At 62.5% G+C, this 24108-nt stretch carries 19 protein-coding genes and 1 tRNA gene; 6 read left to right on the top strand and 14 right to left on the bottom strand.

Annotation, left to right across the window (positions count from 1 at the left end):
- Positions 1 to 13: 13 nt before the first annotated feature.
- From C1876_RS11525 to C1876_RS11505, 5 genes are all read left to right on the top strand, one after another.
- Positions 14 to 427, top strand: coding sequence for an FHA domain-containing protein (locus C1876_RS11525; RefSeq protein WP_101720958.1), 414 nt, complete (start codon positions 14 to 16; stop codon positions 425 to 427).
- Positions 427 to 1605 (top strand): Stp1/IreP family PP2C-type Ser/Thr phosphatase, encoded by a 1179-nt coding sequence (locus tag C1876_RS11520; protein ID WP_114546878.1) that lies wholly within the window; start codon positions 427 to 429, stop codon positions 1603 to 1605. Before C1876_RS11525 ends, C1876_RS11520 begins: the two co-directional genes overlap by 1 nt.
- Positions 1602 to 4376, top strand: a complete 2775-nt coding sequence (locus C1876_RS11515) for an FtsW/RodA/SpoVE family cell cycle protein (RefSeq protein ID WP_114546877.1) — start codon at positions 1602 to 1604, stop codon at positions 4374 to 4376. Before C1876_RS11520 ends, C1876_RS11515 begins: the two co-directional genes overlap by 4 nt.
- A gap of 88 nt (positions 4377 to 4464) precedes the next feature.
- Complete coding sequence (gene pknB / locus C1876_RS11510; protein ID WP_170139522.1) at positions 4465 to 6444, top strand: Stk1 family PASTA domain-containing Ser/Thr kinase; 1980 nt, start codon at positions 4465 to 4467, stop codon at positions 6442 to 6444.
- A 178-nt stretch (positions 6445 to 6622) separates the two neighbouring features.
- Positions 6623 to 6698 (top strand) — tRNA-Arg (locus C1876_RS11505).
- 38 nt (positions 6699 to 6736) lie between these two features.
- Here the strand turns inward: C1876_RS11505 and C1876_RS11500 are convergent.
- From C1876_RS11500 to C1876_RS11450, 11 genes are all read right to left on the bottom strand, one after another.
- A complete protein-coding gene (locus C1876_RS11500) occupies positions 6737 to 8053 on the bottom strand; it encodes a histidine kinase (protein ID WP_114546875.1) in 1317 nt (438 codons plus the stop codon).
- Between the two features lie 48 nt (positions 8054 to 8101).
- Entirely contained in the window at positions 8102 to 9019 is a 918-nt protein-coding gene (locus tag C1876_RS11495) for a sulfite exporter TauE/SafE family protein (RefSeq protein WP_114546874.1), read from the bottom strand.
- A gap of 13 nt (positions 9020 to 9032) precedes the next feature.
- On the bottom strand, positions 9033 to 10331 hold the full coding sequence (locus C1876_RS11490; RefSeq protein WP_114546873.1) for a glycosyltransferase family 2 protein: 1299 nt from the start codon (positions 10329 to 10331) through the stop codon (positions 9033 to 9035).
- A 170-nt stretch (positions 10332 to 10501) separates the two neighbouring features.
- Entirely contained in the window at positions 10502 to 11068 is a 567-nt protein-coding gene (locus C1876_RS11485) for a QueT transporter family protein (protein ID WP_114546872.1), read from the bottom strand.
- 226 nt (positions 11069 to 11294) lie between these two features.
- A complete protein-coding gene (locus tag C1876_RS11480; RefSeq protein ID WP_114546871.1) occupies positions 11295 to 11999 on the bottom strand; it encodes a hypothetical protein in 705 nt (234 codons plus the stop codon).
- Positions 11996 to 12673 carry a TorD/DmsD family molecular chaperone gene (locus tag C1876_RS11475; protein ID WP_114546870.1) on the bottom strand — a complete coding sequence of 226 codons (678 nt, stop codon included), beginning with the start codon at positions 12671 to 12673 and terminating at the stop codon, positions 11996 to 11998. The genes C1876_RS11480 and C1876_RS11475 overlap by 4 nt, the downstream gene beginning before the upstream one ends.
- A 66-nt stretch (positions 12674 to 12739) precedes the next feature.
- Positions 12740 to 13360 carry a 4Fe-4S dicluster domain-containing protein gene (locus tag C1876_RS11470; RefSeq protein WP_114546869.1) on the bottom strand — a complete coding sequence of 207 codons (621 nt, stop codon included), beginning with the start codon at positions 13358 to 13360 and terminating at the stop codon, positions 12740 to 12742.
- 2 nt (positions 13361 to 13362) lie between these two features.
- Positions 13363 to 15855: a molybdopterin-containing oxidoreductase family protein gene (locus tag C1876_RS11465; RefSeq protein WP_114546868.1), complete on the bottom strand. Its 2493-nt coding sequence runs from the start codon at positions 15853 to 15855 to the stop codon at positions 13363 to 13365.
- A gap of 207 nt (positions 15856 to 16062) precedes the next feature.
- Positions 16063 to 16779 carry a response regulator transcription factor gene (locus tag C1876_RS11460; RefSeq protein ID WP_114546867.1) on the bottom strand — a complete coding sequence of 239 codons (717 nt, stop codon included), beginning with the start codon at positions 16777 to 16779 and terminating at the stop codon, positions 16063 to 16065.
- Positions 16772 to 18448 (bottom strand): ATP-binding protein, encoded by a 1677-nt coding sequence (locus C1876_RS11455; RefSeq protein WP_114546866.1) that lies wholly within the window; start codon positions 18446 to 18448, stop codon positions 16772 to 16774. Before C1876_RS11455 ends, C1876_RS11460 begins: the two co-directional genes overlap by 8 nt.
- Positions 18449 to 18629: 181 nt before the next feature.
- A complete protein-coding gene (locus C1876_RS11450) occupies positions 18630 to 19295 on the bottom strand; it encodes a FadR/GntR family transcriptional regulator (protein WP_148044520.1) in 666 nt (221 codons plus the stop codon).
- 247 nt (positions 19296 to 19542) lie between these two features.
- Between C1876_RS11450 and C1876_RS11445 the strand changes: the two genes are divergently transcribed.
- On the top strand, positions 19543 to 20625 hold the full coding sequence (locus tag C1876_RS11445; protein ID WP_244910128.1) for a DUF5692 family protein: 1083 nt from the start codon (positions 19543 to 19545) through the stop codon (positions 20623 to 20625).
- A gap of 76 nt (positions 20626 to 20701) precedes the next feature.
- Here the strand turns inward: C1876_RS11445 and rsgA are convergent, their stop codons facing one another.
- Genes rsgA through C1876_RS11430 form a run of 3 tightly spaced genes read right to left on the bottom strand, consistent with a single transcriptional unit; the run spans position 20702 to position 23864 of the window.
- Positions 20702 to 21706, bottom strand: a complete 1005-nt coding sequence (gene rsgA / locus C1876_RS11440) for a ribosome small subunit-dependent GTPase A (RefSeq protein ID WP_114546864.1) — start codon at positions 21704 to 21706, stop codon at positions 20702 to 20704.
- 35 nt (positions 21707 to 21741) lie between these two features.
- Positions 21742 to 22326, bottom strand: a complete 585-nt coding sequence (locus C1876_RS11435) for a hydrolase (RefSeq protein WP_244910126.1) — start codon at positions 22324 to 22326, stop codon at positions 21742 to 21744.
- Between the two features lie 17 nt (positions 22327 to 22343).
- Positions 22344 to 23864, bottom strand: a complete 1521-nt coding sequence (locus C1876_RS11430) for a TrkH family potassium uptake protein (protein WP_114546863.1) — start codon at positions 23862 to 23864, stop codon at positions 22344 to 22346.
- Positions 23865 to 24108 lie beyond the last annotated feature (244 nt).

Raw genomic sequence — 24108 nt, 5'->3', positions numbered from 1 at the left:
GGAAGGATAACCCGTGATCGACGTCGTACTTCTCATCGTACGCCTCCTGTTCGTCGCGCTGCTGTACCTGTTCTTGTTCGCCATCATGAAGACGGGCATCGGACTCGTGCGCGGCCAGCGCAAGAAAGAGCGCACGTGGAACCTTTCCGTGGAACGCGGGCCGAAGGAGCTGCGCGGCGTGTCCATCGTGGTGCGCGGGCCCGTCATCGTGGGCCGCAGCCCCGGGGCGGACATCGTCGTGGGCGCGGGCTACGTGTCCGGCCGTCACGCACGCTTCCAGCTCATGGGGCAAAACCTGTTCGTTGAGGACCTCGGTTCCACGAACGGCACGGGCGTGAACGGACAGCCCATCACCGAGCCCACCGCTCTCAGGAACAACGACGTGGTGAACGTCGGCGACGTCGCCATCCGCGTGAGGTTTGCCTAATGGCCGCCGAGCGTTCGTACAAATCCACGCCGCGCACGCGCAAGGGCGCGCTCACCTCGTTCGGCAGTCGCACCGACATCGGATGCCTGCGTGACCACAACGAGGACAGCCTCGTGGTCACGCCTCCCCTGTACGCCGTCGCCGACGGCATGGGCGGGCACGCCGCGGGCGAAGTGGCTTCCGAGATTGCCGTGCGCGTGCTGTCCGAGCAGGCCCCCGCCCATCCCGACGGGGCGGAGCTCGGCCGCGCCGTGGAGAACGCAAACCGCGCCGTCATCCAGGCAGCCCACGAAGGACGCGGCCGCCAGGGCATGGGCACCACCATGACCGCCGCCATGCTCGAGGGCGAGCGTCTGGTGATTGCCCAGGTGGGAGACTCGCGCGCCTACTTGCTGCACCAAGGAAAGCTTCAGCAGCTCACCCGCGACCACAGCCTCATGGCCGACATGATCGAAGCCGGGCAGCTCACGGCCGAAGAAGCGCGCACGCACCCGCAGCGCTCGGTGATCACGCGCGCCCTGGGCAGCGACGTGCACCTGCACCCCGACATTTACGAGATCAACGTCGAAACGGGCGACCGCTTGCTCATCTGCTCCGACGGCCTATCGGGCATGGTGTTCGACGACGAGATCGAGAACACCATGCGCCGCATCCAAGACCCGCAGCGCTGCGCATCGCAGCTGGTGAACGAGGCCATCGCAGCAGGCGGCCACGACAACGTCACCGTCATCGTGGTAGACGTGACCGGCTACGCCGAAGTGCGCCGCAAGAAGCTGGCGCGCAAAACGAAGCTGTCCATCGCGCTCGTGCTCGTGCTGTTCGCGGCCATCATCGCCGGGGCCGTGTGGGGCACGCAAACCTACCTGAACACCACGGCGTACCTGGCCAACGACAACGGCAAGGTGGCCATCTACCGGGGCGTTCCCGGCTCGGTGCTGGGGCTCACATTCTCGCACCTGGAAAAAACCACCTCCGTGGAGGTCGACCAACTGCAGCCCGGCGTGGCGAACCGCCTGAACGATGGCATCCGCGTCGACGACATGGAAGCGGCCGAAGCGCTCGTCAAAGAGTACGAGGACGAGATCGCGCAGAAGAACGATAACGCCGCCGAAGGCGGCGAGACGCAGGACAACGCCAAAGACGGGGACGACAAGGACACGCAAGGCGGTGCCGCATGACGCGCCGCAACGTAGAACTCGTATTGTTGCTGGTGGCGGCGCCCGTGGTGGCGCTGCTGTTCGCCATGATCGCCATCAACCAGGGACAGGCGCTCAACCTGACCACCCTCGGAGTGCCGGCGGCCATCTTCGTCGCATTCGTCATCGCGCACCTCGCCGTGCGCAAGTTCGCGCCAAACTCGGACCCTGCGCTGCTGCCCATCTCGTTCGCGCTGTCGGGCATCGGCATCGCGTTCGTCACCAGCCTGGCCCCCGACCTGGCCGTCGGCCAGGTGATGTGGCTGTTCGTGGGCGTGGCCTGCATGGTGCTCGTGCTCGTGTTCATACGCAACCTCGACAAGATAGCCAACTACAAGTACACGCTCATGATCGTGGGCTTCCTGCTGCTGCTCTCGCCGCTCGTTCCGGGCCTTGGCCAGGAGATTTACGGTAGCCGCATCTGGCTGTCCATCGGCAGCTACTCGTTCCAACCGGGCGAAATCGCGAAGATCGTCATCGTGCTGTTCCTGGCGGGCTACCTCGCGCAGAACCGCGAGATGCTCTCGGTGTTCACGTGGCGCGTGGGCCCCTTCCGCCTGCCCGACGTCCGCACGCTGCTGCCGCTGCTGCTCATGTGGGGCATCGCGCTCGTCATCGTCGTGTTCGAGAAAGACCTCGGCAGCGCCCTCGTGTTCTTCTTCGTGTTCCTCGTCATGCTGTACGTGGCCACGGGCAAGAAGTTCTACCTCGTCATCGGCCTCGGCCTCATCGCCATCGGCGCCGTGGGCGCGTTCATGGCGTTCACCCACGTGCAGGTGCGCGTGAACACCTGGCTCGATCCCTTCGCCGACGCACAGGATACGGGCTACCAGCTCACGCAGGCCATCTACTCCATCGCCGACGGCGACCTGTTCGGCGTGGGCATCGGACGCGGCCTGGCCGACCAGATTCCCGTCGTGGAGAGCGACTTCATCTTCGCCGCCATCGCCGAGGAAATCGGCCTGCTGGGCGCGGCGGGCGTGCTGCTGCTGTTCCTGTGCTTCGCCGTGCGCGGCTTCGTGACGGCGGCGCGCGCGAAGAGCGACGTCAGCTCGTTCGTCGCCGTGGGCCTCACGTCCATGATCGTGCTGCAGGCGTTCATCATCGTCGGCGGCGTCACGCGGCTCATCCCGCTGACGGGCCTCACTCTGCCCTTCATCAGCCAGGGCGGCTCGTCGCTTTTGGCCAGCTTCATCATCGTGGGCTTCCTGCTGCGCTGCGGCGACGAAGGCACGGGCGTCGGCGCGGAGATGACCAGCGCCACCACGTCGCTGCACGCGAACAGCGTGCTCGGGCGCGTGTCGCTGGGCAAGCGCCTCAACCACAGCATGCTGCTGTGCTCCACGCTGTTCGCGCTGCTTGTGGCGAACCTCACGCTCATCATGGTGGTGCAGGCCGACTACTACCAGAACCTGCCGGGCAACAACCACACCATCGCGAAGGAAGCGCGCACCGAGCGCGGCACCATCGCCACGTACGACGGCACCGTGCTTGCGCGCAGCGTGAAGCAGGAGGACGGCACGTACGAGCGCGAGTACCCGGCCGGCGACCTGGCCAGCCACGTGGTGGGCTACTCGTCGTCGCGCTTCGGCAACGCGGGCATCGAAGCCGCGTACAACGACACGCTCAAGGGGCAGGAGAACTTCGCCTCGTGGACCGACGTGCTGAACTCGCTTGCCGGCATCGGCACGGCGGGCAACGACGTCACGCTCACCCTCAACTCCAAGATTCAGCAGGCAGCGCAGGATGCGCTCGCCGGGCGCAAGGGCGCGTGCGTGGTGCTCGACCCCGACACGGGCGCCGTGCTTGGCATGGCCTCATCGCCCACGTACAACGCCGCCGACTTCGAGTCGATCATCGAGCAGGCGAACGCGAACCCCGACGACACCACGCTCATCGACCGCGCCACCCACGCGCTGTACGCGCCGGGCTCCACGTTCAAGATGGTCACGCTTGCCACCGCGCTTGAAGACGACGTGGCGAAGGAGGACACCGTGTTCTCGTCGCCGGGCACCATGGAAATCGGCAACGCCACCGTGTCGAACTTCAACAAGGCCGATTACGGCAACCTCACGTTGGCCCAGGCCACTGCGCTGTCGTCGAACACCGTGTTCGGTCAGCTGGGCGTCGAGATGGGTGCTGATAAGCTGGTGGCCGGCGCCGAGGACTTCGGCTTCAACAAGAACATCGACTTCTCGCTGGGCCTGTTCACCTCGCTCATGCCCACCGCCGAGGATCTGTCCAAGAGCCCATGGGAGCTGGCGTGGGCCGCCGCGGGCGAGCCGGTGGGCGATCCCAACCACCCCGACCGCGAAAGCCCGGCGGGCCCGCAGGCCACCGTGCTCGAGATGGCGCTCGTGGGCGCCGCCATCGCAAACGACGGCGTGATCATGCAGCCCTACATCGTTGACAGCGTGAACAACGCCAACGGCGAGCGCAGCTTCTCGGCTCAGCCGTCGAAGCTCATGACGGCCATCAGCAAGACCACCGCTGAGCGCACCCGCCAGGTGCTGCTCGGCGTCGTTGAGAACGGCACCGGCACGGCGGCGCAAATCGACGGCATCGACGTTGCCGGCAAGACGGGTACCGCCGAGAAGCAAGACAGCAACGACAGCTGGTTCGTGGGCATGGCGCCCGCCGACGATCCGCGCGTGGTGGTTGCGCTCATCATCGAGGACGGCGAAGAGGGCGTGGGTACGGCAAAAGCGCAGAATGTGTTAAAAACGGCCTTGGAAGTTCAGGGGCTTTTGTAAATAAGGTATGCTGATGGCCCGTGTACCGTCCTCAAAACGGTATGCAGCCCAGCATGTAACCTAAAGGAGCTAAAACGTGACCGGAAACATGATAGGCAGGGTGTTCAACAACCGCTACCAGATTACCGAGCGCATCGGTATCGGCGGTATGGCGGAGGTGTATCGCGCGCAGGACAACGTGCTCGGTCGCCTGGTCGCCGTGAAGGTCATGCTGCCCCAATACGCCGCCGACCCGAACTTCACCCAGCGCTTCAAGCAGGAAGCCGCCGCTGCCGCCAACTTGCAGAGCCCCTACATCGTGAACGTGTACGACTGGGGCCAGGACGAGGGCACCTACTACATCGTCATGGAGTTCGTGCGCGGGTCCGACTTGAAGACCGCCATCCTCGAGCGCGGCGCCATCAACCAGCGCAAGGTTGCCGAAATCGGCTCGCAGGTGTGCCAGGCGCTTTCCGTGGCGCACGGCCTTGACATCATCCACCGCGACATCAAGCCGCAGAACATCATGGTGCAGCCCGACGGCAACGTGAAGGTCATGGACTTCGGCATCGCGCGCGCGAAGAACTCCGTGATGACCCAAACCTCTTCGGTGCTGGGCACCGCGCACTACATCTCCCCCGAGCAGGCGCAGGGCAAAGACCTCACCGCTACGAGCGACATCTACTCGCTGGGCATCGTGCTGTACGAGTCCGCCACCGGACGCCTGCCGTTCGACGGTCCCGACGCCGTGAGCGTTGCCATGAAGCAGGTCAACGACCTGCCCGTGCCGCCGCGCGAGATCAACCCCGACATCGACCCCGCGCTCGAGGCCATCATCATGAAGGCCATCGCGAAGAACCCCGAAGAGCGCTTCGCCACCGCGAAGGATATGCGCCTCGCGCTCAACGACTACCTGGCCGGCCGCCCCGTCAACCTGGGCGAGGGCTTCACCAGTGCCGAGACGGTGGTCATGGGCGGCGTGGTTCCCCCCATGGGCGTGGCCGACGGCACCGCCGTCATGCCGGCCATGGGCGGCGTGAATGCCGCATCCCCCACGAGCGCGCAGCGTTCCTACAACGCCAACAACACGGGCGGCAAGAAGAACAACAAGAAGACCATCGCCATCGTCATCGGCATCATCGCGGCGCTTGCCGTGGTGGGCGGCATCGCGTTCGCCCTCATGTCGGGTGGCGGCGATGATAAGGATAAGGTTGCCGTTCCCAGCGTGGTGGGCAAGACGGTTGACGAAGCCACCGCCGCCATCGAGGAGGCCGGGTTCGAGCTGGGCAAGGTTGAGGAATCGTTCGACGACAACGTCGAGGCCGGCCAGGTGATCAGCCAGGATCCGAAGGGCGACAGCAAGCAGGCCAAGGGCACCAAGATCAACCTCTCCGTGTCGAAGGGCACGAAAGCCATCACCGTACCCGATCTCTCGGGCAAAACCGCCGACGAGGCCAAGAAGGAACTGACCGCGAACGGGTTGAAGTCCGCCTCGGGCGAGGCCGAATACTCCGACACGGTTGAGGAAGGCCACGTCATCAGGCAAGACCCCGTTGCCGGTACCGAGGTAGCCAAGGATTCCACGGTCACGTATATCCTGTCGAAGGGCTCGGCGGGCATCGACGTGCCGAACGTGGTGGGTCAGCGTGAAGGCGCCGCCGTCACCACGCTCAACAACGCTGGCTTCTACGTGAACACCGACTACATGGAAAGCGATACCGTCGAAGCAGGACTCGTCATCAGCCAAGATCCCTCGAGCGGCAAGCGCAAAGAGGGCGACGCGGTGAACATCGTGGTGAGCACCGGCAAGAAGACGCAGACGTACTCGGTTGGCGTGAACTCCAACGGCGGCGGCACCGTGACCTCGAACGTCTCGTCGGTTGAAGAGGGCGGCAGCGCCGTCATCACCATCACCCCGAACCCCGGCTACGAGGTAGCGAAGGTCAGCGGCCTAGACGACGTCGGCAAGACAGGTGGCACGTTCACGCTCCCGAACATCAAGAGCAACGTAAACATCACCGTCACCTTCCAAGCAATAACCCCGGACCCCACCGAAGACCCAACAGAAGACCCAAAGAAGCAAAACTAAAAGGAGGGGCGCCCACGGCGTCCCTCCTTTTTGCCCCCGCTCCTAGCGCCTGCGAAAAACCTTGCGCACCAGCAAATCGCACCGCAGGCGCAATAGGAGGGGACGCAGGCTGAGGGCGACGCAGGTTCCCTTACTCCGACGCGCGCTTCTTCGCCAACAATGCTACAATAGCCAACGCGCCTCCGTAGCTCAGGGGACAGAGCACCGCTCTCCTAAAGCGGGTGCCGGCGGTTCGAATCCGCCCGGGGGCACCATCGAAAGCAAACGGCGCCGCTCGGCGCCGTTTTTCTTGCTACTCGTAATCCCGACGGGCGCCTTCCTTGAGAACGAGGATGACGCAAGTGCCGCTACCGAGCTCGCTTTCCACTTCCATGCGCGTACCGGGGCCGAAGTAGCCGCAAATGCGATCGTGCACGTTCTTCACTGCGATGCCGAGGCCGCTCGACGACTCGGGATGCATGATGTTGCAGCGTGCCTCTTCGGTCATGCCCACGCCGTCATCGCACACGCTCACAATCACGTCGTCGCCTTCCACCTTGCCCGTCACCACGATAGTGAGCTTGCCCTCCGACGGCATCGCGTGCCGCACGGCGTTCTCCACGAGGGGCTGCAGCAAAAACGGCGGCACCATCATGTCCTCGACGCGCGGGTCCACGTCCATCTCCATCTGCACGCGATCGGCGCCGAACCGCGCAACCTCGAACGTAAAGTAGCGCTTCGTCTGCTCCATCTCGCGCGCAAACACGATGAGGTCGGCCGAGTCCTCAAGCGTGCGCCGGTAGAACACGGCGAACTCGCGCAGCAGCTTGCGCGCCGTCTCGGGATCGGTGCGAATGAGCGAAGCAATGGTGTTGATGGTGTTGAACAGGAAGTGCGGGTTGATCTGGCTCTGCAGCATCTTGAGCTCCATGCGCGTGGCCAGCTGGGTTTGCTCTTCCAACGCCGACGCGGCCATCTGCGTGGACAGCAGCTGACCGAACCCTTCGGCAATGGACTTCTGTGTCTCGCTGATGTGGTTCGCGCGACGGTAGTAGAACTTGAGCGTGCCCTCCACGTTGCGCCCCACCGCAAGCGGCACGATGATGGCGGCTTTGATGTTGGACGATTCGCTGGGGAACCCAATGTCCTCCGGCGTGAACAGGATGCGCAGCTTCCCGTCGGCGAGCGTGGCATGCGTGGCGTGCGTGCGGATGATGCTGCCCGACGGATTCTGCGCCTCCTCGAAGCCGGCGTATCCCAGAATCTGATCCTTGTCGGTGATGGCTACGGCGATGGCGGCGGTCGACGGCAGCAGCAGCCCGCAAATTTTCTGCGCGGCCGTACGGTCCATGCCATCGTTCATGCAGGCCAGCGTCTGGCTTGCCAGCTTCAGCATGGAGTCCGATTGCCGGGCGCGCACCGAATCGGGGTCCATGATGAGGCGGATAACCACCACGATGGAGAACGTGAACACGATGCCGGCAAGCACCATAACGGCCACGTTGCGGTACGGCACCGCGATAGACCACAGCAGCACGAGGCCCGACAGGGCTGTGATGGTGAACATGAACATCTCGAGGGTAAAGAAGCGCGGCAACGTCGACTTCGAACCCTTCGTCTCTTCCTGCATGGTACCTCCCGCGTTGCTCAACCGACCCAAGCGACGCGCCTGGGACTATCAGCCCAGTATACCGAATTCGTTCAGCACGAGGATGACGGCGGCCACAATCAGGAAGCCTCCGAAGATGAAACGCAGGACGACCTCGGGCACGACGCGCACGAGACGCGCGCCGATAACCGCGCCGGGGATAGAGCCAATCACGATGGCAATGCCGGCCATGTAGTTGATGTTGCCCAGCAACGCCTGCTCGATAACGCCGGGGACAGCCAGAATCATGACGGCGATGAGCGAGGTGCCCGACGCCTGGCGCATCTCGATGCCCACGAGCGACAGCATGAGCGGCACCATGATGAAGCCGCCGCCGACGCCGACGTAGCCCGAGGCCAAGCCCGCAGCCAGGCCGATAGCCACACCGACGAGCAGCTGCTTGCGCGTGAGCTTGCGGGGAGCGTCGCCTGCCGTCTCTGCGGCCGGCTCGGCCAGCGCATCGTCGTTCGCCGCCGCGTCGGCTGCGCGCTCGAGCGCTTCCTCGTCGAGCTCGACCGCGTCCATCGGTGCGGGAACCTGCTCGGCCTTCTTCTCCGCCTTCTTCTTGGCTTGCATCTTGAACGCCTTGCCCAGCATCTTCGCAGCCGACCAGCTGATGATGAGAGCGGCGGCCACCATGATGAGCCACGCCGGGGAAATCTGCGCAAGCCACACGCCAATCGGCGATGTGAGCGCACCGCCAAGGCCGGCGGCCACGCCCAGCGACACGATGCACGTCTTGTGACGGATATGCGACGCCGCACCCGAAATGGACGTCGGAATAATGGCGAACAGCGAGGTTGCCGTCGACATCACGGGGCTCATGTCGAACGCCAAACGGAAGATGGGCACCATCACCGTGCCGCCGCCGATACCGAGCAATCCCGACAGGATGCCGATACCCACGCCGACGATTGCCGGAAGCACGAACAGGGTGAACACTTCCATCTACGATCGCCTTCTACTCTGCCACGTTGAGGCGAATCTCGCTCGTCACGCCCGGATCGATGCCCGCAGCCGCAACGGCCTGCGCGGCCGCCATGCGCTCGGAGCCCATGCTGGCCTGACGCTGCGCCGCCGACTGCATGAGCGCGGTGCGCAGAATCTGATCGTTCTCCATGCGCGCCATGAGCTCGGGCCACACGAACTGGAACTCGAAGTACTTCGAGCAGTTGCGCTGCGCATAGGTGGTAGCCTCGCCCGTGGCGGCCTTCGCCGCCTTGCGGTACGCCTTCTTGTCGGGGCGCGCCAGGCTGCGCAGGAACGCCGTCATGCGAATGCGCTTCGTGATGCCGGCCTCGAGGAACGGGCCCGGATAGGGCTCGAGCGACGACGGCTTCACCTGCAGCAAGTCGATTTGCGTGCGGCTGTACTCCATCTTGCGGTACTCGTACAGCCAGCGGAAGATGTCCTGACGGAAGCGCGTGCCTTCGCTCTCGGTCTCCGGAGGGAGGTGACGCAGGCTCCACTGGTTGTCGAACCAGATGTCGGAGCCGTACATGCGCAGGTCAAGCATGTAGTCGAGGTCTTCGCCGCGCGCGATCCACGGGTCGAACGACAGGCGCTTGAACGCCTCTTTGTGCAGGGCCAGACAGCCGCCGCACGTGTGGTTCGAACGCGAGAGGCGCGGTCCGCGCATGGCCTTCGAAATCCACTTGTTGAAGGCTTTGCCCTGCTGCCAGAAATGGTTGTACCACTTGTCCTGGCTCTTCGACAGGTACGAGCCTTCGGAGTTGAAATAGAAACCGGTTTTGGCCAGGATGGGAATGCCCTTCTTCGTGAGCTTGCCCAGGCCGTACATGGCTTTCTGCAAGAAGTCGGCGTCGTCCACCACTTCGTCGTCGTCGAGGAACACCACGGAGTCAAAGCCCAGCACATCGGCCATCACCAGGCCGAGGTTGCGCACGGCGCCGTATCCGGACAGGCCGATTTCCTTTTGCAGCTTGCCCAGGCCCAACTGCTCCATGCGCTGCTGAATGAGCGCCAGCTCGGGCGCGCCAATCACCACGGAGTTGAGGGAGGGATAGCGAGAAACCACCCCCTGGATCTTTTCGGCAGCCTGATTCTCGATCGAAGGCTCGCTCACCACCAGCACGATGATCTGACCGACGCCGCGCACCTTCTGCAACGACGCCAGCAAGCGCGGAAGCTCGCCGGGCTGCGAAATGGGGGTCGCGTGATCGTACGTCGTGAGCACGCTGCCGCCTTCTTTGCGGCGGCGAGCAGACACGAAAGTCGGAATCACAATAACAGGGTTCATGCACGTCCTTCACTCGAAACAGGCCCAACTTTGTTATTGTACCGATTTTCGCTCCGAACGCTTCTCAATTCACCGAATCAGTAAGCGCGTCACCGTCGCGTGGAGCGGGCATAGCTCACGCGTTCCATGCCCGCCTCGTCATCGCCGCCTCAACGAGGCCGCACGACTGCCTACGCAGCGGCCTTTTTCACCACGTTGAAGCGCTTGAGCGCCGAGAGCAGCGGCAGCCCCAACACGTACATGACCAGCGCTTCTCCCAATCCAGTGGCCACGACGCCGAACAGGTACATGGGCAGGTACAGCCCGTCGAGCGCGATGGACGTGAACGGGATGGTGTAGTAGCCCAGGCCCTGCAGCAGCAGCGGCAGGTACGCGGGCACGATGAGCGCGTTCGCGATGACCGGCCCCAGCAGCGCCACCTTCGGGCGCTCACGCATCTTCCAGCACCACAACGCACCGAGGAACGTGGCCAGGCTGCCGAACACCACATCGAGCATGCCGAGGGCGCCGGTGCCGTTGATGGCGAGCGCCATGAGGTTCGCGATGATGCAGCCGATGGTGAGTCCGGGCACGGCGGCAGGAGTGAGCACCGCCAGCACGCACACGGCCTCCGAGATGCGGAATTGCACCGGCCCCCAGGCCAAGCCCTGCAACAGCATGAGCGCGATGAGGGTTGCGGCCGCGTACACGGCCGCAATCATGCCCGCTTGGGCGACGTACGTCGTCTTCTTGTTCATGGATATGCTCCTGTCTCCACGCGGCGCGATGCCGCGGGTTTTGGGCAGCTGATAAACCGCGAGTGCAGGGCCCAACGATGCAAACGCGGAGCCGATGTCTGGTGCGGGCGTGAGTTCCGCAGCCGACCGGCCGAGGGGAAGTATAGCAGAAGCCCCCGGCCATGCGGCAGGGGGCTTCGTCGCGCGCACCTGTTTCACGTGAAACAGGGAGGAAAACGGACGTGTTTCACGTGAAACATTTCGGGGATGCGGGCGTGTCGTGCGCGGCGCGGCGGTCGCGCAGCGCGCGGGCAACGCGCAGGACGGCGTAGCCCAGGAACACCACCGAGTACACGATCACGCTCACCTGCGCCGCCGCGCCGCCGCGCAGGGCGGAGGGCAGCAGCATGAGCAGCAGGTGCACGTACACGAGGCCCCAGAACGGGTACGCCAGCAGCTGCACGCGCTTCCACGTCTCCTTCTTCATGCCCTTCTTCACGACGTTGAACGACGTCACGCCCAGCACCACGAGCAGCACGAACAACGCGAGCGCCACCACCAGCGCCACGGCCACGTTCGTCTGCGGCAGGCCGAGCGCCAGAGTGCTCGCGTACGAGGAAAGGTAGATGGCCATGTGGCCCAGCGACAGCAGCCACGCCATGATGGAGAGCTCGGCGCGGATGGGGCGGAAATACTGCGCCACGCGGCCGTCGCGCGCGAACACCCCGATGTACATCACGACGGCGAACAGCGCCGTGGCCAGGGTGCATTTGTGAAGCAGCAGAAACAGCACGTCGTACAGCATCGCCGGCAAGCCCATAAACGAGCCCACCACGAACAGCACGTCGAGCACCACGGCCAGCGCGTAGAACGCCATCGGGCACGCTTTGATCGGCCGCTTGCACGCGAACGCGAACACCACGGTTCCCACCAGCACCAGCACCAACGTCATGACCGCTCCCCCATCGTCGCCAACCCCAACGCGGCGAACGCTGCGTACGGGGTTCCTTCGGCAAGCTCCTGCGTGCGCCGCATGAACGTCGGCAGCCACATCGAAGCATGCTCCTCCTCGAACGCGCCGATGCGTTGCGCCCACGCGACGGCACGTTCGCCATCATTGCAGTGTAGCGCTTCGGCGCGCTTCGCGTGCAAGTACGACAAGAATTCGAACTCCTCGAACACGCTGTCGCACGGCTCCTTGCGTCCGTTCCTCGCAGCGACGCCCGCTTCGCGCATATGCCGTTCGACGTCGAGCGTCACCGCTGTGCGGAACAGGGCCGGGATGCCCGGCAGCCCGCGCTCCACGTGGAGAAACGCGCTTTCGTACGGGAAGATGGGCGTGTGGCCGCCCGGCGCCAGGTACAGGCGCGAGTAGGTTTTGCGCATGACGGACAGCGTCTCTTCGATGGAAGCGCCCTGCCACGCACGCAAGCCTTCCGCCGCTGCCTCGGCCTCAGCGTTGGCCGCAACGCCCGCATCGCTCAGGCACGCCCGCGCGTCATCGGCCAGCGTGCCGTCCACCAACGCCTGCGCCAATCGCTCGTCGGGATACGCGAACGCATACGACAGCAACTCGCACGCGTCGGCCAACCCCACTGCTTGCTTCAGATCCTCTTCTTGCCCCATACGTCCCCCTCGCTCGTCAACAAGCAGGGGCGGCGATCGCTGCAAAACCGCCGCCCCGCGTCTGCGTTATTGCAGGTAATACACGCTCGGCTTCGTGCCGCCCTCTTCGTGCAGGAACATGGTCTCACGTCCCGCGATGGCCTTCGACACATCCGACTCGGGGTCGTCGAGATCGCCCCAGTAGCGCGCGCGGCCCGGGCACAGCTGCATGCACGCCGGCACCTCGCCGCGGTCGATGAGGTTCTTGCAGAACGTGCACTTCTCCACCGTGCCGCCCTTGTGCGGCGGCGCGTCGTACTCGCCCACCACCACGTCGAGGTAGTACTCGGGGCTCTTGATCAGCGTGCGCACGCCCTCGTACGGACACGCCTTGATGCACGACTCGCACCCGATGCACAGCTCGCTGTCCACCGAAACAATGCCCGTCTCCTCATCCTTCGAGGTAGCCCCCGTAGGACAAACGTCCAAGCAAGCCGGGTTCTCACAATGCTGGCATTGGACCGGAAGATAGGACATAGTGCAGTTGGGAAAATCTCCCGAAGCGGTGTCGGATGCATCTCCCCCTACTGTCCGCACCCAGCTGTACCGCACATTCTCGGGCATGTTATTCGCTACTTTGCACGCAATAGAGCACGTATGACACCCGATGCATCGCTTGAGGTCTATCGCCATCCCATAACGGCTCATCGCTATTCGCCCTCCTCAACCTTTTCGATGTTTACTGCGCAATCGAGAAACACCTGGTTCTTGTTGATATTGTCATATTCGTGAGTCGAAAGGTTTCCGAAATGACCTTCGATAACCTCATCGATCTCGTACCCGCGAGAAGCGATGAGGGTCTTTTGCGGAACGCCTGCGTGTATCGCCACGCGAACGACCACGCTGCCGCGATCATTGAACAACCTGACCTTGTCTCCTTCTTCGATATGAACCTCTTTTGCGTCTTTAGGGTTGAGTTTGCAAACCGATTCGGGATACAGCTCGTTGAGGTAGCCCACATCCTGCCATTGCGTATGAGTACGATGACGCTGTCGCTCCGAGATGCAGTGGTATGGGAACACCTTACGCACCTCCCCGTTGACGTACGCTTCCTTCGGCGGATCCCACGCCAAGCAGCTCTCTCGTACGGCATCGACTTCTTGCCCCATGTCGTACATGAGAAATGGAGCTTCCCGATAAAAGGAGATTTTTTGCGATGGGGTACTGAAGGTCAGATTCTTATACGCGATTAATTCGCTCCCATCGGCAGTCCAGATGCGAGCCGCCTTCTCTTCCTTCAGCCTGTCGAGTGTAACCCCGCATTGCCGCAATGCCTCGGTATCGAAGAGGGTCTTTAGATACTCCTCCTGACTAGAAAGGATCGGGAAATTTGTATACCCCATCGCATCTGCCAGCAGCTTCGCAATTTCCACATCCGTTTTGCTCTCGTAAAGAGGATCCGCCACTTTATCCTGCCATAGAGCAAACGGAAGGTTAATGCTTTGCCAGAGTACGTCCTCCTGCTCAAACCAATGCGCTACAGGCAAAATCACATCGGCGTATTTTGCCGTTTCGCTCATGACCATATCCGCAACAACGACGTAATCGAGACCGCTTAACCACTTCAGCGTGTAATTTCGATCGGTATTGGTTGCCATGAAGTTACAATTGGCAACGAGAGCCGCTTTCAACGGGAACGGTTGCCCTGCATACTCGCCCGTCTCAATAATGGATGCGAGCTGAGATACGGGCGGCTGGACAGGGTTTGAGCCTTGGCAGTAATTGCCGCTATCATCCGTGGGCATGGCTGCACCTACAAGGTTAAACATCGCATAAGGCTCGCCATTTGCGCTTCCCGTTGCAGCTCCGGGCTTGCCGACATTGCCCGTGGCGAATCCAAGCGTATAAACAGCGCGATATGCCTGATGGGCATTGAAATAGTGGTTGAAGCCGTAGATGTTGTAGGTGTTAACCGGGCCATCTTCTCCGTAGACGCGAGCAAGTTCACGAATGTCATCAGCGGAAACGCCCGTAATTCCTGCAGCAGTATCGGGGTCGTACGCGGCAATGGAGTCGAGAACTGCCTCCCATTCAGTCTTCACCGTCATACCCTCCACCTCGGGAACGTTAGACAGCTGAGGATTGGAGGATTCAGTATGAGCGACAGCGGACTGAGAGCTTTCATCCCATACAACACATGGATCGATCATCGTGGGCTGGCCGGTATAGGGATTGGGATCGCCTTCGGTTGGCTCTACACCCAAATCGCTCATGCGCAAGAAGGAACCATTGTCTTTTATGAGAAAACCCGCCTCGGTATGACACTTGAGGAACTCGAGGTCATGCCAGCCATTCTCAATAACAACGCCCAAAACGCTCATTGCCAGTACCGCATCGGTGCCTGCATTGATGGGAATGAACCAATCCGCGAATTGAGCCGTCGGGCTGAACACGGGATCGATCACGATAAAACGCGTGCCGCCTTCTCGGGCCTCGTTAATGAAATGCATCGTTTGCACATGGGAAACGGCAGGATTGAAGCCCCAAGCCACGATGGTTTTTGAATTGACCAGATCGGCATTTTCGTTCTGCTGACGGAACATGTCTCCGCCGCCAAGCATGGGCTTCATGGCCGACTGATGCGCGGCATCGAAATCGGTGTTGACCGGGGTCAATCCCAAGATACCCGCCAACGTTGAAGAGTACACAAAGGTCGGAATGCCAAGATTGCCACCGCATGTGATGGCGGCAACGGCATGGGAACCGTACTCGTCCACAATGCTCTTCCATTTTTCGGCAATACCCGAAATAGCCTCGTCCCAGGAAATCCTTTCGAAATTCGCTTCCCCTCGCTCTCCAACCCGCTTCATAGGATACTGGAGCCGCTCTGCGCTGTACATGCGAAACGGATGAGTGAGACCTTTGCTACAGATACGGTTGTAACGAGTGTCGGGCAGATCTCGCGCCGTGGTCCGGACAACCCCGCCATCGCGAACATGCACGTTCAGAAGACAGCCTTGCATACAGGCACCTCGGCAAGAACCCGCATATATCTGCGTCTCGGGAGCCTCCTTCTTTGCGTCGGTTTCTTCCAGGTTTTCGGTCTTTGGGCTACAACCTACTAAAGCGCCGGCGGCTGTTAGGGCTGCGGCACCTTTGATGAAGCTCCTGCGGGTGAAACCGTGCGTCGTTTGTTCAGCCATGCGTTCTCCTCTCTTCGCCACTCCATCGGCCAGCTTGGCCGTTCGGTGCTCGCCCTTCGCGGAAGGAGGGAGGGAAGGTCTTACGCGAAGGACGAGCTGAAAAGCCGTGATCCCCCTGGCCTTTCATGAGTTTCACTTTACGGAGCTCCGAGGAATATTGCGATAAACCGAAAATAAGTTTTGGGTTAAAAAGTTGTTAACCGGATATTAACGATACAGGTCATCGGCCATTTTATAGCCCACGCGCTGAACGGTGAGCAGGTACTTGGGCTCGGAGGGGTTCTCCTCGATCTTCTCGCGAATCTTCCGCACGAACACGGTGATGTTGTTCGTGGGCTTGCATTCGACGTCGGACTCGCCCCAGATGTACTCCTGAATCTGGCTGCGCGTGAACACCTTGCCGGGATGCGCCGCCAGAAACGCCACGATCTCGAACTCCTTCGTGGTCAGCGCGACGGGGCGGCCCTTCACGCGCACCTCGTATTCGCCGAAGCGCACCTCCAAATCGCCGATGCAGGCCACGCCCTCGCGGTTGCGACACCGGGCGAAGTCGATGGTGTCCTTATGGCGGCGGATGTTCGCCTCGATGCGCAGCAGCAGCTCCGTCGAATCGAAGGGCTTGGTAACGTAGTCGTCGCCGCCCGAGCGGAAGCCGATGCTTTTGTCCACGATGTCGCACTTCGCCGAGAGGAAGATCACCGGGATGCGGCGGCCCTGTTCACGGATGCGCGCGCAGAGGTCGAAGCCGTTCGTGCCGGGCAGCATCACGTCGAGCAGCAGCAGGTCGGGATGCTCGGACGCCAGCAGGTCCAGCCCGCTTTCCGCATCCTTCGCGCCGCAGAACGCGTAGCCGTTCGACACGAGCAGCTGCTCGATGGCCTGCTGCAGGTTGTCCTCGTCGTCGATGAGCATGACCTTATACATCGTCTTCCCCCACAATCGCGTCGGCAGGTATCGTGATGACGAACGTGCTGCCCACGCCCAGCTCGCTCTCAACCGTCACGGCGAATCCCTGCATCTCCCCGTACTCGCGCACAAGCGCCAGTCCCAGCCCGCTGCCGTTGTACTTGCGCGTCGATGTACTGTCCACCTGCACGAATCGTTCGAAAATGCGCTCCTGATCCTCGGGCGCGATGCCGATGCCGTCGTCAGCCATCGACAGCGTGACCACGTGCGTGGCCTCGTCGACCGCCACGCGCAGCTCGATGGAGCCGCCGTCGGGCGTGAACTTGATGGCGTTGCTGGCCAGGTTCTCCAGCATGCGCGTCATCTTCTCGTAGTCGCCGTTCACCAGCGGCACGTTCGGCGCCACCTTCGTCCGGAACGACACCTCGTACTTGCGCGCGAGCGGCGCCATCGTGCTCTTCACCGACGCCACCACGTCGCCAAGGTCCATCGGCTCGCAGGTTGCGCGCACGCTGCCCGCGTCGGAGCGCGCGATATCCAGCATGTTGTTGATCATGTTGAGCAGAATCTGGCTGTTCTTCTCGATTTCCTCCCACGAGCGACGATCGGCCGCGTTCGACGGGTCGCACGCCTCGCGCGAGATCTGCGCGAAGGTGATGATGGACGTGAGCGGCGTGCGCAGCTCGTGGTTCACCATGCTGAGCAGGTCGGACTTGAACTGCGTCTCCTGCGCGAGGTCGGCGTTGAGCTGCTCGAGCTTGTCGCGCTGATGCTCCAGCAGCGCGTTCGCCTCGCTCAGGTCGATGGTGCGCGCTTCCACCTGCGATTCCAAATGCTCGTACATATCGCGCAGTTCGCCGGCCATGTCGTTGAAGCCCGCCATGAGGCGCTGCACTTCCTTCGCGGCGTACTGCTCGCTGAGCGACGCTTCCAGGCGTCCCTCGCGCAGCTCGCCGAACGCCCGGTGCATGCCGCCGAGCGGACGCAGCACGAACACGGTGGTCACCACGTAGATGATGGCGCCGATGAACACGGTGATCATGAGGAAGTACGCCACGTCGCGTATCACGTTGTCGCGCATGGCCGCCTGCTGCTGATCGAGGGGGATCACGATGCTGATGGCCCCGCCCACCGACTCGAGCGTCCAGCCTTCCTTCGCGTGGCCGGTGATGTCGATTTCCCCGGCGGGCTCGCCGTGGCATTCGAGGCAGCTGTTGTCCACCTCGAGCGCCTGTAGGTAGCGGAAGCGGTTCTCGCCGTCGAACGACGCCACACCGTAGTATTCCTGCACCGACCGGTCGGCGTAGAAGGCATCGAGTGCCTTTGTCTCGAAGTCGTCCGGGATATCCTGCTCGCTGCGGGGATTGAAATTCGTGTAGCGGATGGCGTAGTCGCTGCCCGCCGAGAACAGCCGGCCGACGCTCTTGCCCACCACGGAACAATGGAGGCCCTTGAATTCGTAGGTGCCGTCGGACGAGGTGTTTATTACATTTTGCTGGTTGTCCATGAACTGCCACACGGCGTCCATCTCGCGCGCGAACGTGCGCGCCTCCTCGAGCATGGCTTGCTCGGTCTGCTTCTGCTGCGAGTAGAAGTCGAAGGCGGCGAAGGCGAAAAACGACACGGCGAACGCCACCGTCAATGCGACGATGTAAATGGTCTTCAAGCTGAATGCGCGTTTCCCCATGTGCGTCCCCCACGTTGTCGCTCAGCGCTCATCCGCAACGCGGCACAACCGTAACACAACAACCCGAACGACGCAAAATGCGCCTCATCTGGGAATACCCGCCCCTTTTAAGAGCGCATCAGGCTAAATGGATGACGAACGTCATACTTACGTCGCCGAATTTTTTCTCGACGAAGCGTTCTTAGCGCTCGCCGTACAGCTGACGATCACCCTCGATCGCCTCTTGCAAGCACTGCTTCGTCCAGGCGACGGCACCTTCGACATCGCCCGCCTTGATGTAGTCGAAACGCTTCACGCAGTGATCCTTGAGCAGCTGTATGCCGTAGCGCCGCCCGTACTCCGTCCACAGCGACACGATGGGCTTTTTGAACGAGTGGCTCAGCAGCGGCAACACGGTGTTGCCGCTCAGACAGTCAAGCTCGTGGCCGAAGGCGAACCGCCCCTCCGCGGCTTCGGCCGGAGTCGCGGCATCCATCAGGTTGTCCAACCGCCGCTGCAAGACCGCCAACCCGTCGGCGGTCATCGCAGGAATAGCTTCGTGCAGGCACAGCACCTCAAGCGCCATGCGCAGCTCGAGCAGCGACTTGATCTCGCGGCGCGGCAGCAGCCCGCCGTTGAAATCCATGATGGACACGAGCGTCGACAGCGAGCCCGTGCGCCGATAGTCGGCAACGAACACGCCCTTGCGCGGACGGATTTCCAAAAACCCTTTCGACGCCATGTCGGCAATGCCGGCGTTGATCACCGTACGGCTCACGCCCATCTGCTCAGCAAGATCGCGCTCGGCGGGTATCTGATCGCCCACCGCAAGCTCTCCGGACAAGATCATGCGCTCGAGTTGCTGCACGAACAGATCTTTCAAGCTCGGTGACGCAATGCGCTCGAATTGCACGATACCGCCTCCACTCCGTCTTTGTTTTCTTCAATCCACACCACTTCTGGTATTTGGTAATACCACAGAATTTGTCGTTATACAAGTCATTACTACCAAATTTACCAGCAATTTCGCAAAACTTATTTCCTTTTCTTCACACATGGTGGTATATTGCACTTGTGGTCATACCACAGAATTCAACGAAAGGAAGGAGCGGGACATGCTATTCCAAGTGTACGGGGAGAACGCGTTGTTCCAGTGGGGCGGCCTTATCGCCGTGCTGCTGGTTCTTATGCTTCTCAATTGGTATTCCATCAAGAGCAAACGGGGTGCGCTCATCATGCTCGTCGCCATCCCGGCCATCGTCACGGTATACTGCGTCGCCGTGGCCGTCGGCGCAGGCGCGGGAGCCGAGTGGGCCTTGCAAAACCCGACGAACCTCTACATGAACGGCTGGTTCCACTACGCGAAACTGTACGCAGCTCTGCTGTCGTGCATCAGCTTCCTGCTCATCCGCTTCCAATGGGGCATCGGCAAGAAGAAGTGGTTCATCTACACCGTGCCCGGCATCCTCATCCTCAACATCCTCATCGCCGTGGTCAGCGATTTCGAACACGCCATCGGCGCGTGGTACACGTGGGAGCTCTCAAGCGAAGGCGTGTGGCTGTATGGCGGCTGGCACAACGTGATGAACGCCCTCGCCGGCATCCTGTGCATCGTGGGGCTCACCGCCGTCATGCACATCTACGTGAGCAAGCCGCTTGGTAAAGACGGCGGCCGCGACGTCATCTGGGCTGACATGACCTGGATTTGGATCATCCCCTACGACCTGTGGAACTTCGCCTACACCTACAACAACCTGCCGACGCACTCCTGGTACTGCGGCGTCGCCCTGCTGCTGGCGCCAACCATCCTCGCATTCGTGTGGAACCGCGGATCGTGGCTGATCAACCGCGGGCACACCCTGACCTTCTGGTGCATGTTCGCGCAGGTGTTCCCCTTGTTCATGGAGCAAGCTCCGTTCAGCGTGCTTCCCGCCATGTACGCCGACGGCATCATGACGAACGGCGCCGTGAACACCCTGCCCATGACCGTCGTATCGGCCCTGGCACTCGTGGCGAACATCGCGCTTGTGTGCGCCGCCGTCTACCGCTCGCGCAAGCTCAAGAAGAACTGGTGGAAGAACGAGATGTTCACCAATACGAAGGACTACCGCGAGGCGCTCGAGCGTGCGGAGTTCCATGTGGGCTATGAGAACGGCTTGCCGGTGACCGAAGCGGAACGCGAAGCGGCGAACTCCTAGCTCGGCGTCACGCACACAGCACCGCATTCCCCATCCCCATGAAGGACGCCGCCCTCACAGGCGGCGTCCTCGTTTGTCAGTGCTTTTTGCGCGATCCGCCTTTGCGGGCTGGGGCTTTCGAGCGGTCGGAGGCTTTTTCGCCGCGCATACGGCGGGCCTCCTCGCGCCGAACCCGCAGGTCCTTCGTCTCACGGCGCAGCGCCTGGTACGAGGCGAAGCGCTCGGGACTGATGTCGCCGGCTTCGACGGCGGCGCGCACGGCGCACCCCGGCTCGTCCTCGTGACGGCAATCGCGGAAGCGGCACTGCTCGGCCACCTCCTCGACGTCGGAGAACGCGGCGCCGATGCCGGTGTCGGCTTCCCACAATCCCAAGCCGCGCACGCCGGGCATGTCCATGATGAATCCGCCGCCCGGAATGGCCACCATCTCGCGGCTCACCGTGGTGTGCCGGCCCTTGCCATCACGGTCGCGCACGGGGGTCGTTTCCTGCATCTCGCACCCCACGAGCATGTTCACCAGGCTCGACTTGCCCACACCGCTCTTGCCAATGAGCACGGCCGTCGTGTTCGGCGGCACGAGGGTACGCACGGCTTCCACGCTTGCAGGGTCGTCGGCCGACACGATGATGGTTTGCACGTCGGGCCCGGCAAGCGCGCACACGCGATCGCGCACGGCAGCCACTTCGGCATCGCTCTCGGCAAGGTCGGCCTTCGTCAGCACCACGGTCACCGCCGCGCCCGTTTCGTACGCCAGCACCAGTTCGCGCTCGAGACGGCGCACGTTCACGTCGGACAGGGGCTGCGCAACGAACACGCGGTCGAAGTTCGCGGCCAGCACCTGCGGCAATGCGCGCTCGGTGGGGTCCTTGCGCACGAAGGCGCGCGAGCGCGGCAGGATGCGCTCGATGATGCCCTTGTCGTGCCCCTCGGGCACCGACACCTCAACGAAGTCGCCGATCACGGCGCGCACTTCCTCGCCTTTCACCAAAGCGGTGGCGTGCTCGCATCGCACGAACGCGCCCTCGTCGGTGCACACGAGCGGATACCCGCGATCAAGCTTAACGACCTGGCCTCTTTGCAAAAGCACTCCTTCGTTTCCGCGGACGCGCCGTGCGCTTACCGCTGCCGTTCCCTCATCCAGTAGAACACGCCCAACAGCACGAACCCGATGACCACCGCCACGATGCCCGGGATGAACGCGTTGAAATCGAACGCGTCGGGGGTGCTCTTGCCCGGCTCGAGCACGGTCACCGCTTCCGCATGGAGATCGCTCAGGCCTTCGTGGTCGGCGCACACGAGATGGAACGTACCGCGCACCTGCAGGATGGTCCCAACGGTATCGTATCCACCGTACGTGTCGATCTTCGCCGCCGCTTCGTTGCTCATGTACACCGCGATCGTTGCGGAATCGCCTGGTGTGGAAAGCGTGATCCAGCGATGGCGCCCGGACATGCCGGCGCGGATACTATCGCCTACCACTTCGCCTACCACCTGCACGGTCTGGCCGTCGTAGTAGGAGTCGGCCTGGCTGAGCGCACCGATGGACGTGTCGTAGATAAACGAGCTGTCGGACGGCTGCTGCGTGTTCACCGCGTTGTCGCCCTCGGCCGGCTCGTCCGCGTACGCCGGCACAGCCGCGAGCATGAGCGCCACGGCAAGCGCGAGACACCACGCTGTCGCCCGCCGCGCAAGCATCGTCATGTTTCGACCCTGCACCCTCATGACTTCAGCACCCGCCTCTTCGGATTGAGCGACACGATGATTTCCGCGACGAGAGCCAACAGCGTGACGAACTCGAGACGGCCCGCCCACATCTGCACGATGTAGAACATTTCAAGCGTCACCGGCATGCCCGGCCCCGCAAGGCCCGACGACACGCCGCCGTTGCTGGCCATCGATACCGATTCGAAAATGGCCTGCGTCGCCTCGAACCCGTGCGCGATGCCCACCAGCGCGCCCACGGCGTACGTGACGATGTACAGCACGAACACCGTCATGGCTTCCTTGACGATTTCCGGCGACAGAATGCGGCGACCCACATGGTTGTAGGCGACCACCACGCGCGCGGTGTCGGGAGCGAGCGCTTCCTTGATGGTGGCGATGAGCGACTTCATGATGACGCCCATGCGGCTGAACTTCAAACCGCCCGACGTCGACCCGCCGCTGCCGCCAACCGCCATGAGGATGGCGAGCACGAGGAAGGCGCCCGACGAGAGCGCCGTGTACAGCTGGTTGGTGGTGATGTTCTGGAAGCCCGTCGTGGAGAACGCGGAGATCACCATGAACAGGCCGCGCCGCAGCATGGCCGGCAAGCTGGAGAATTCGGGGCTCGCGCTGAGAGAGGCGGCGAACACGCAGGTCATCACCGCAAGCCACAGCACCATCGTGCGGATCTCGAGGTCGCGGAAGAACACTTCCACGTGACCCTTCCACACTTCGGAATGCAGCACGAAGTTGATGGAGCCCAGCAGCATGAGCAGCATGAGCACCACTTCGAGCGGGAACGAGTGGTAGTACATCACGCTTTGGCTCATGGGTGCGAAGCCGCCGGTGGTGAAGCCCGAGATGGAAAGCCAGAGCGATTGCAGCACGGCGCGCAGCGGCTCCATGCCGATGAACAGGCAGATGCCGGTGAGCAGCACCGTGGCGATGAGGATCATGCCCATGCCGATTTTCGCGATGAACTGCGTGGTTTGCACGACGTTCGGCACCACGTGCTCGCTGCGGCCTTCGGACATGTACAGGCTCGCGCCGGCGCGCTTGCCGAACAGGCCGAACGACAGCGCCACCACGATAAGGCCGAAGCCGCCCAGCAAATGCATCATGAAGCGCCACATGTTGTCGGCGTTCGACAGGTGGTCGAGGTCGATGATGACGCTCGCGCCGGTGGTGGTGAGGCCGGACACGCCGTCGAACAGCGCGTCGAGGTAGGTGACGTAATGTCCCGACAAGTACAGCGGGATGGACGCCACGAACGCGAGCACGATCCACGCGAAGCCGGTGACCGCGAGCGCCTGCTGCCGGTTCAACCGACCCGGATCGATGCGCAGGTAGCGCAGCGCCGAGCCGATGATCAGCGCGATGCCGATGGTGAGCAGGTAGTGCGTGGCCGGCACCCATTCGCCGCACGCGATAGCGGTGACGAACGGCACGAGCAGCGCCAGGCAGGAGAACAATACGAGCACGCCGAGGTAATGGCCAATGACCCGTACGTCATACAGTGTGAATCGTTGCCACATATCAGCCCAGCACGATCCTCACGATGATGATAAGCGTCCACAGCATGAGCAGGAAGCACGACAACGACAACAGCACCACGCCGAAACCCAGCAGCGGTGTCTCAATCATCTGTCGCATGTCAACGTTTCTTTTGCGCATGCGGGTATTCTAGTACAAATGAACGCTTTGCGATACGGAGCGATCCCCAACAGACACAATGACGATGACTTGGATGGCCCCCGGCGTCACCACCCCCCATCCCCG

Source organism: Eggerthella sinensis (assembly GCF_003339815.1).
Taxonomy (GTDB): Bacteria; Actinomycetota; Coriobacteriia; order Coriobacteriales; family Eggerthellaceae; genus Eggerthella; species Eggerthella sinensis.
This window is presented reverse-complemented; position numbering and strand designations above follow the sequence as displayed.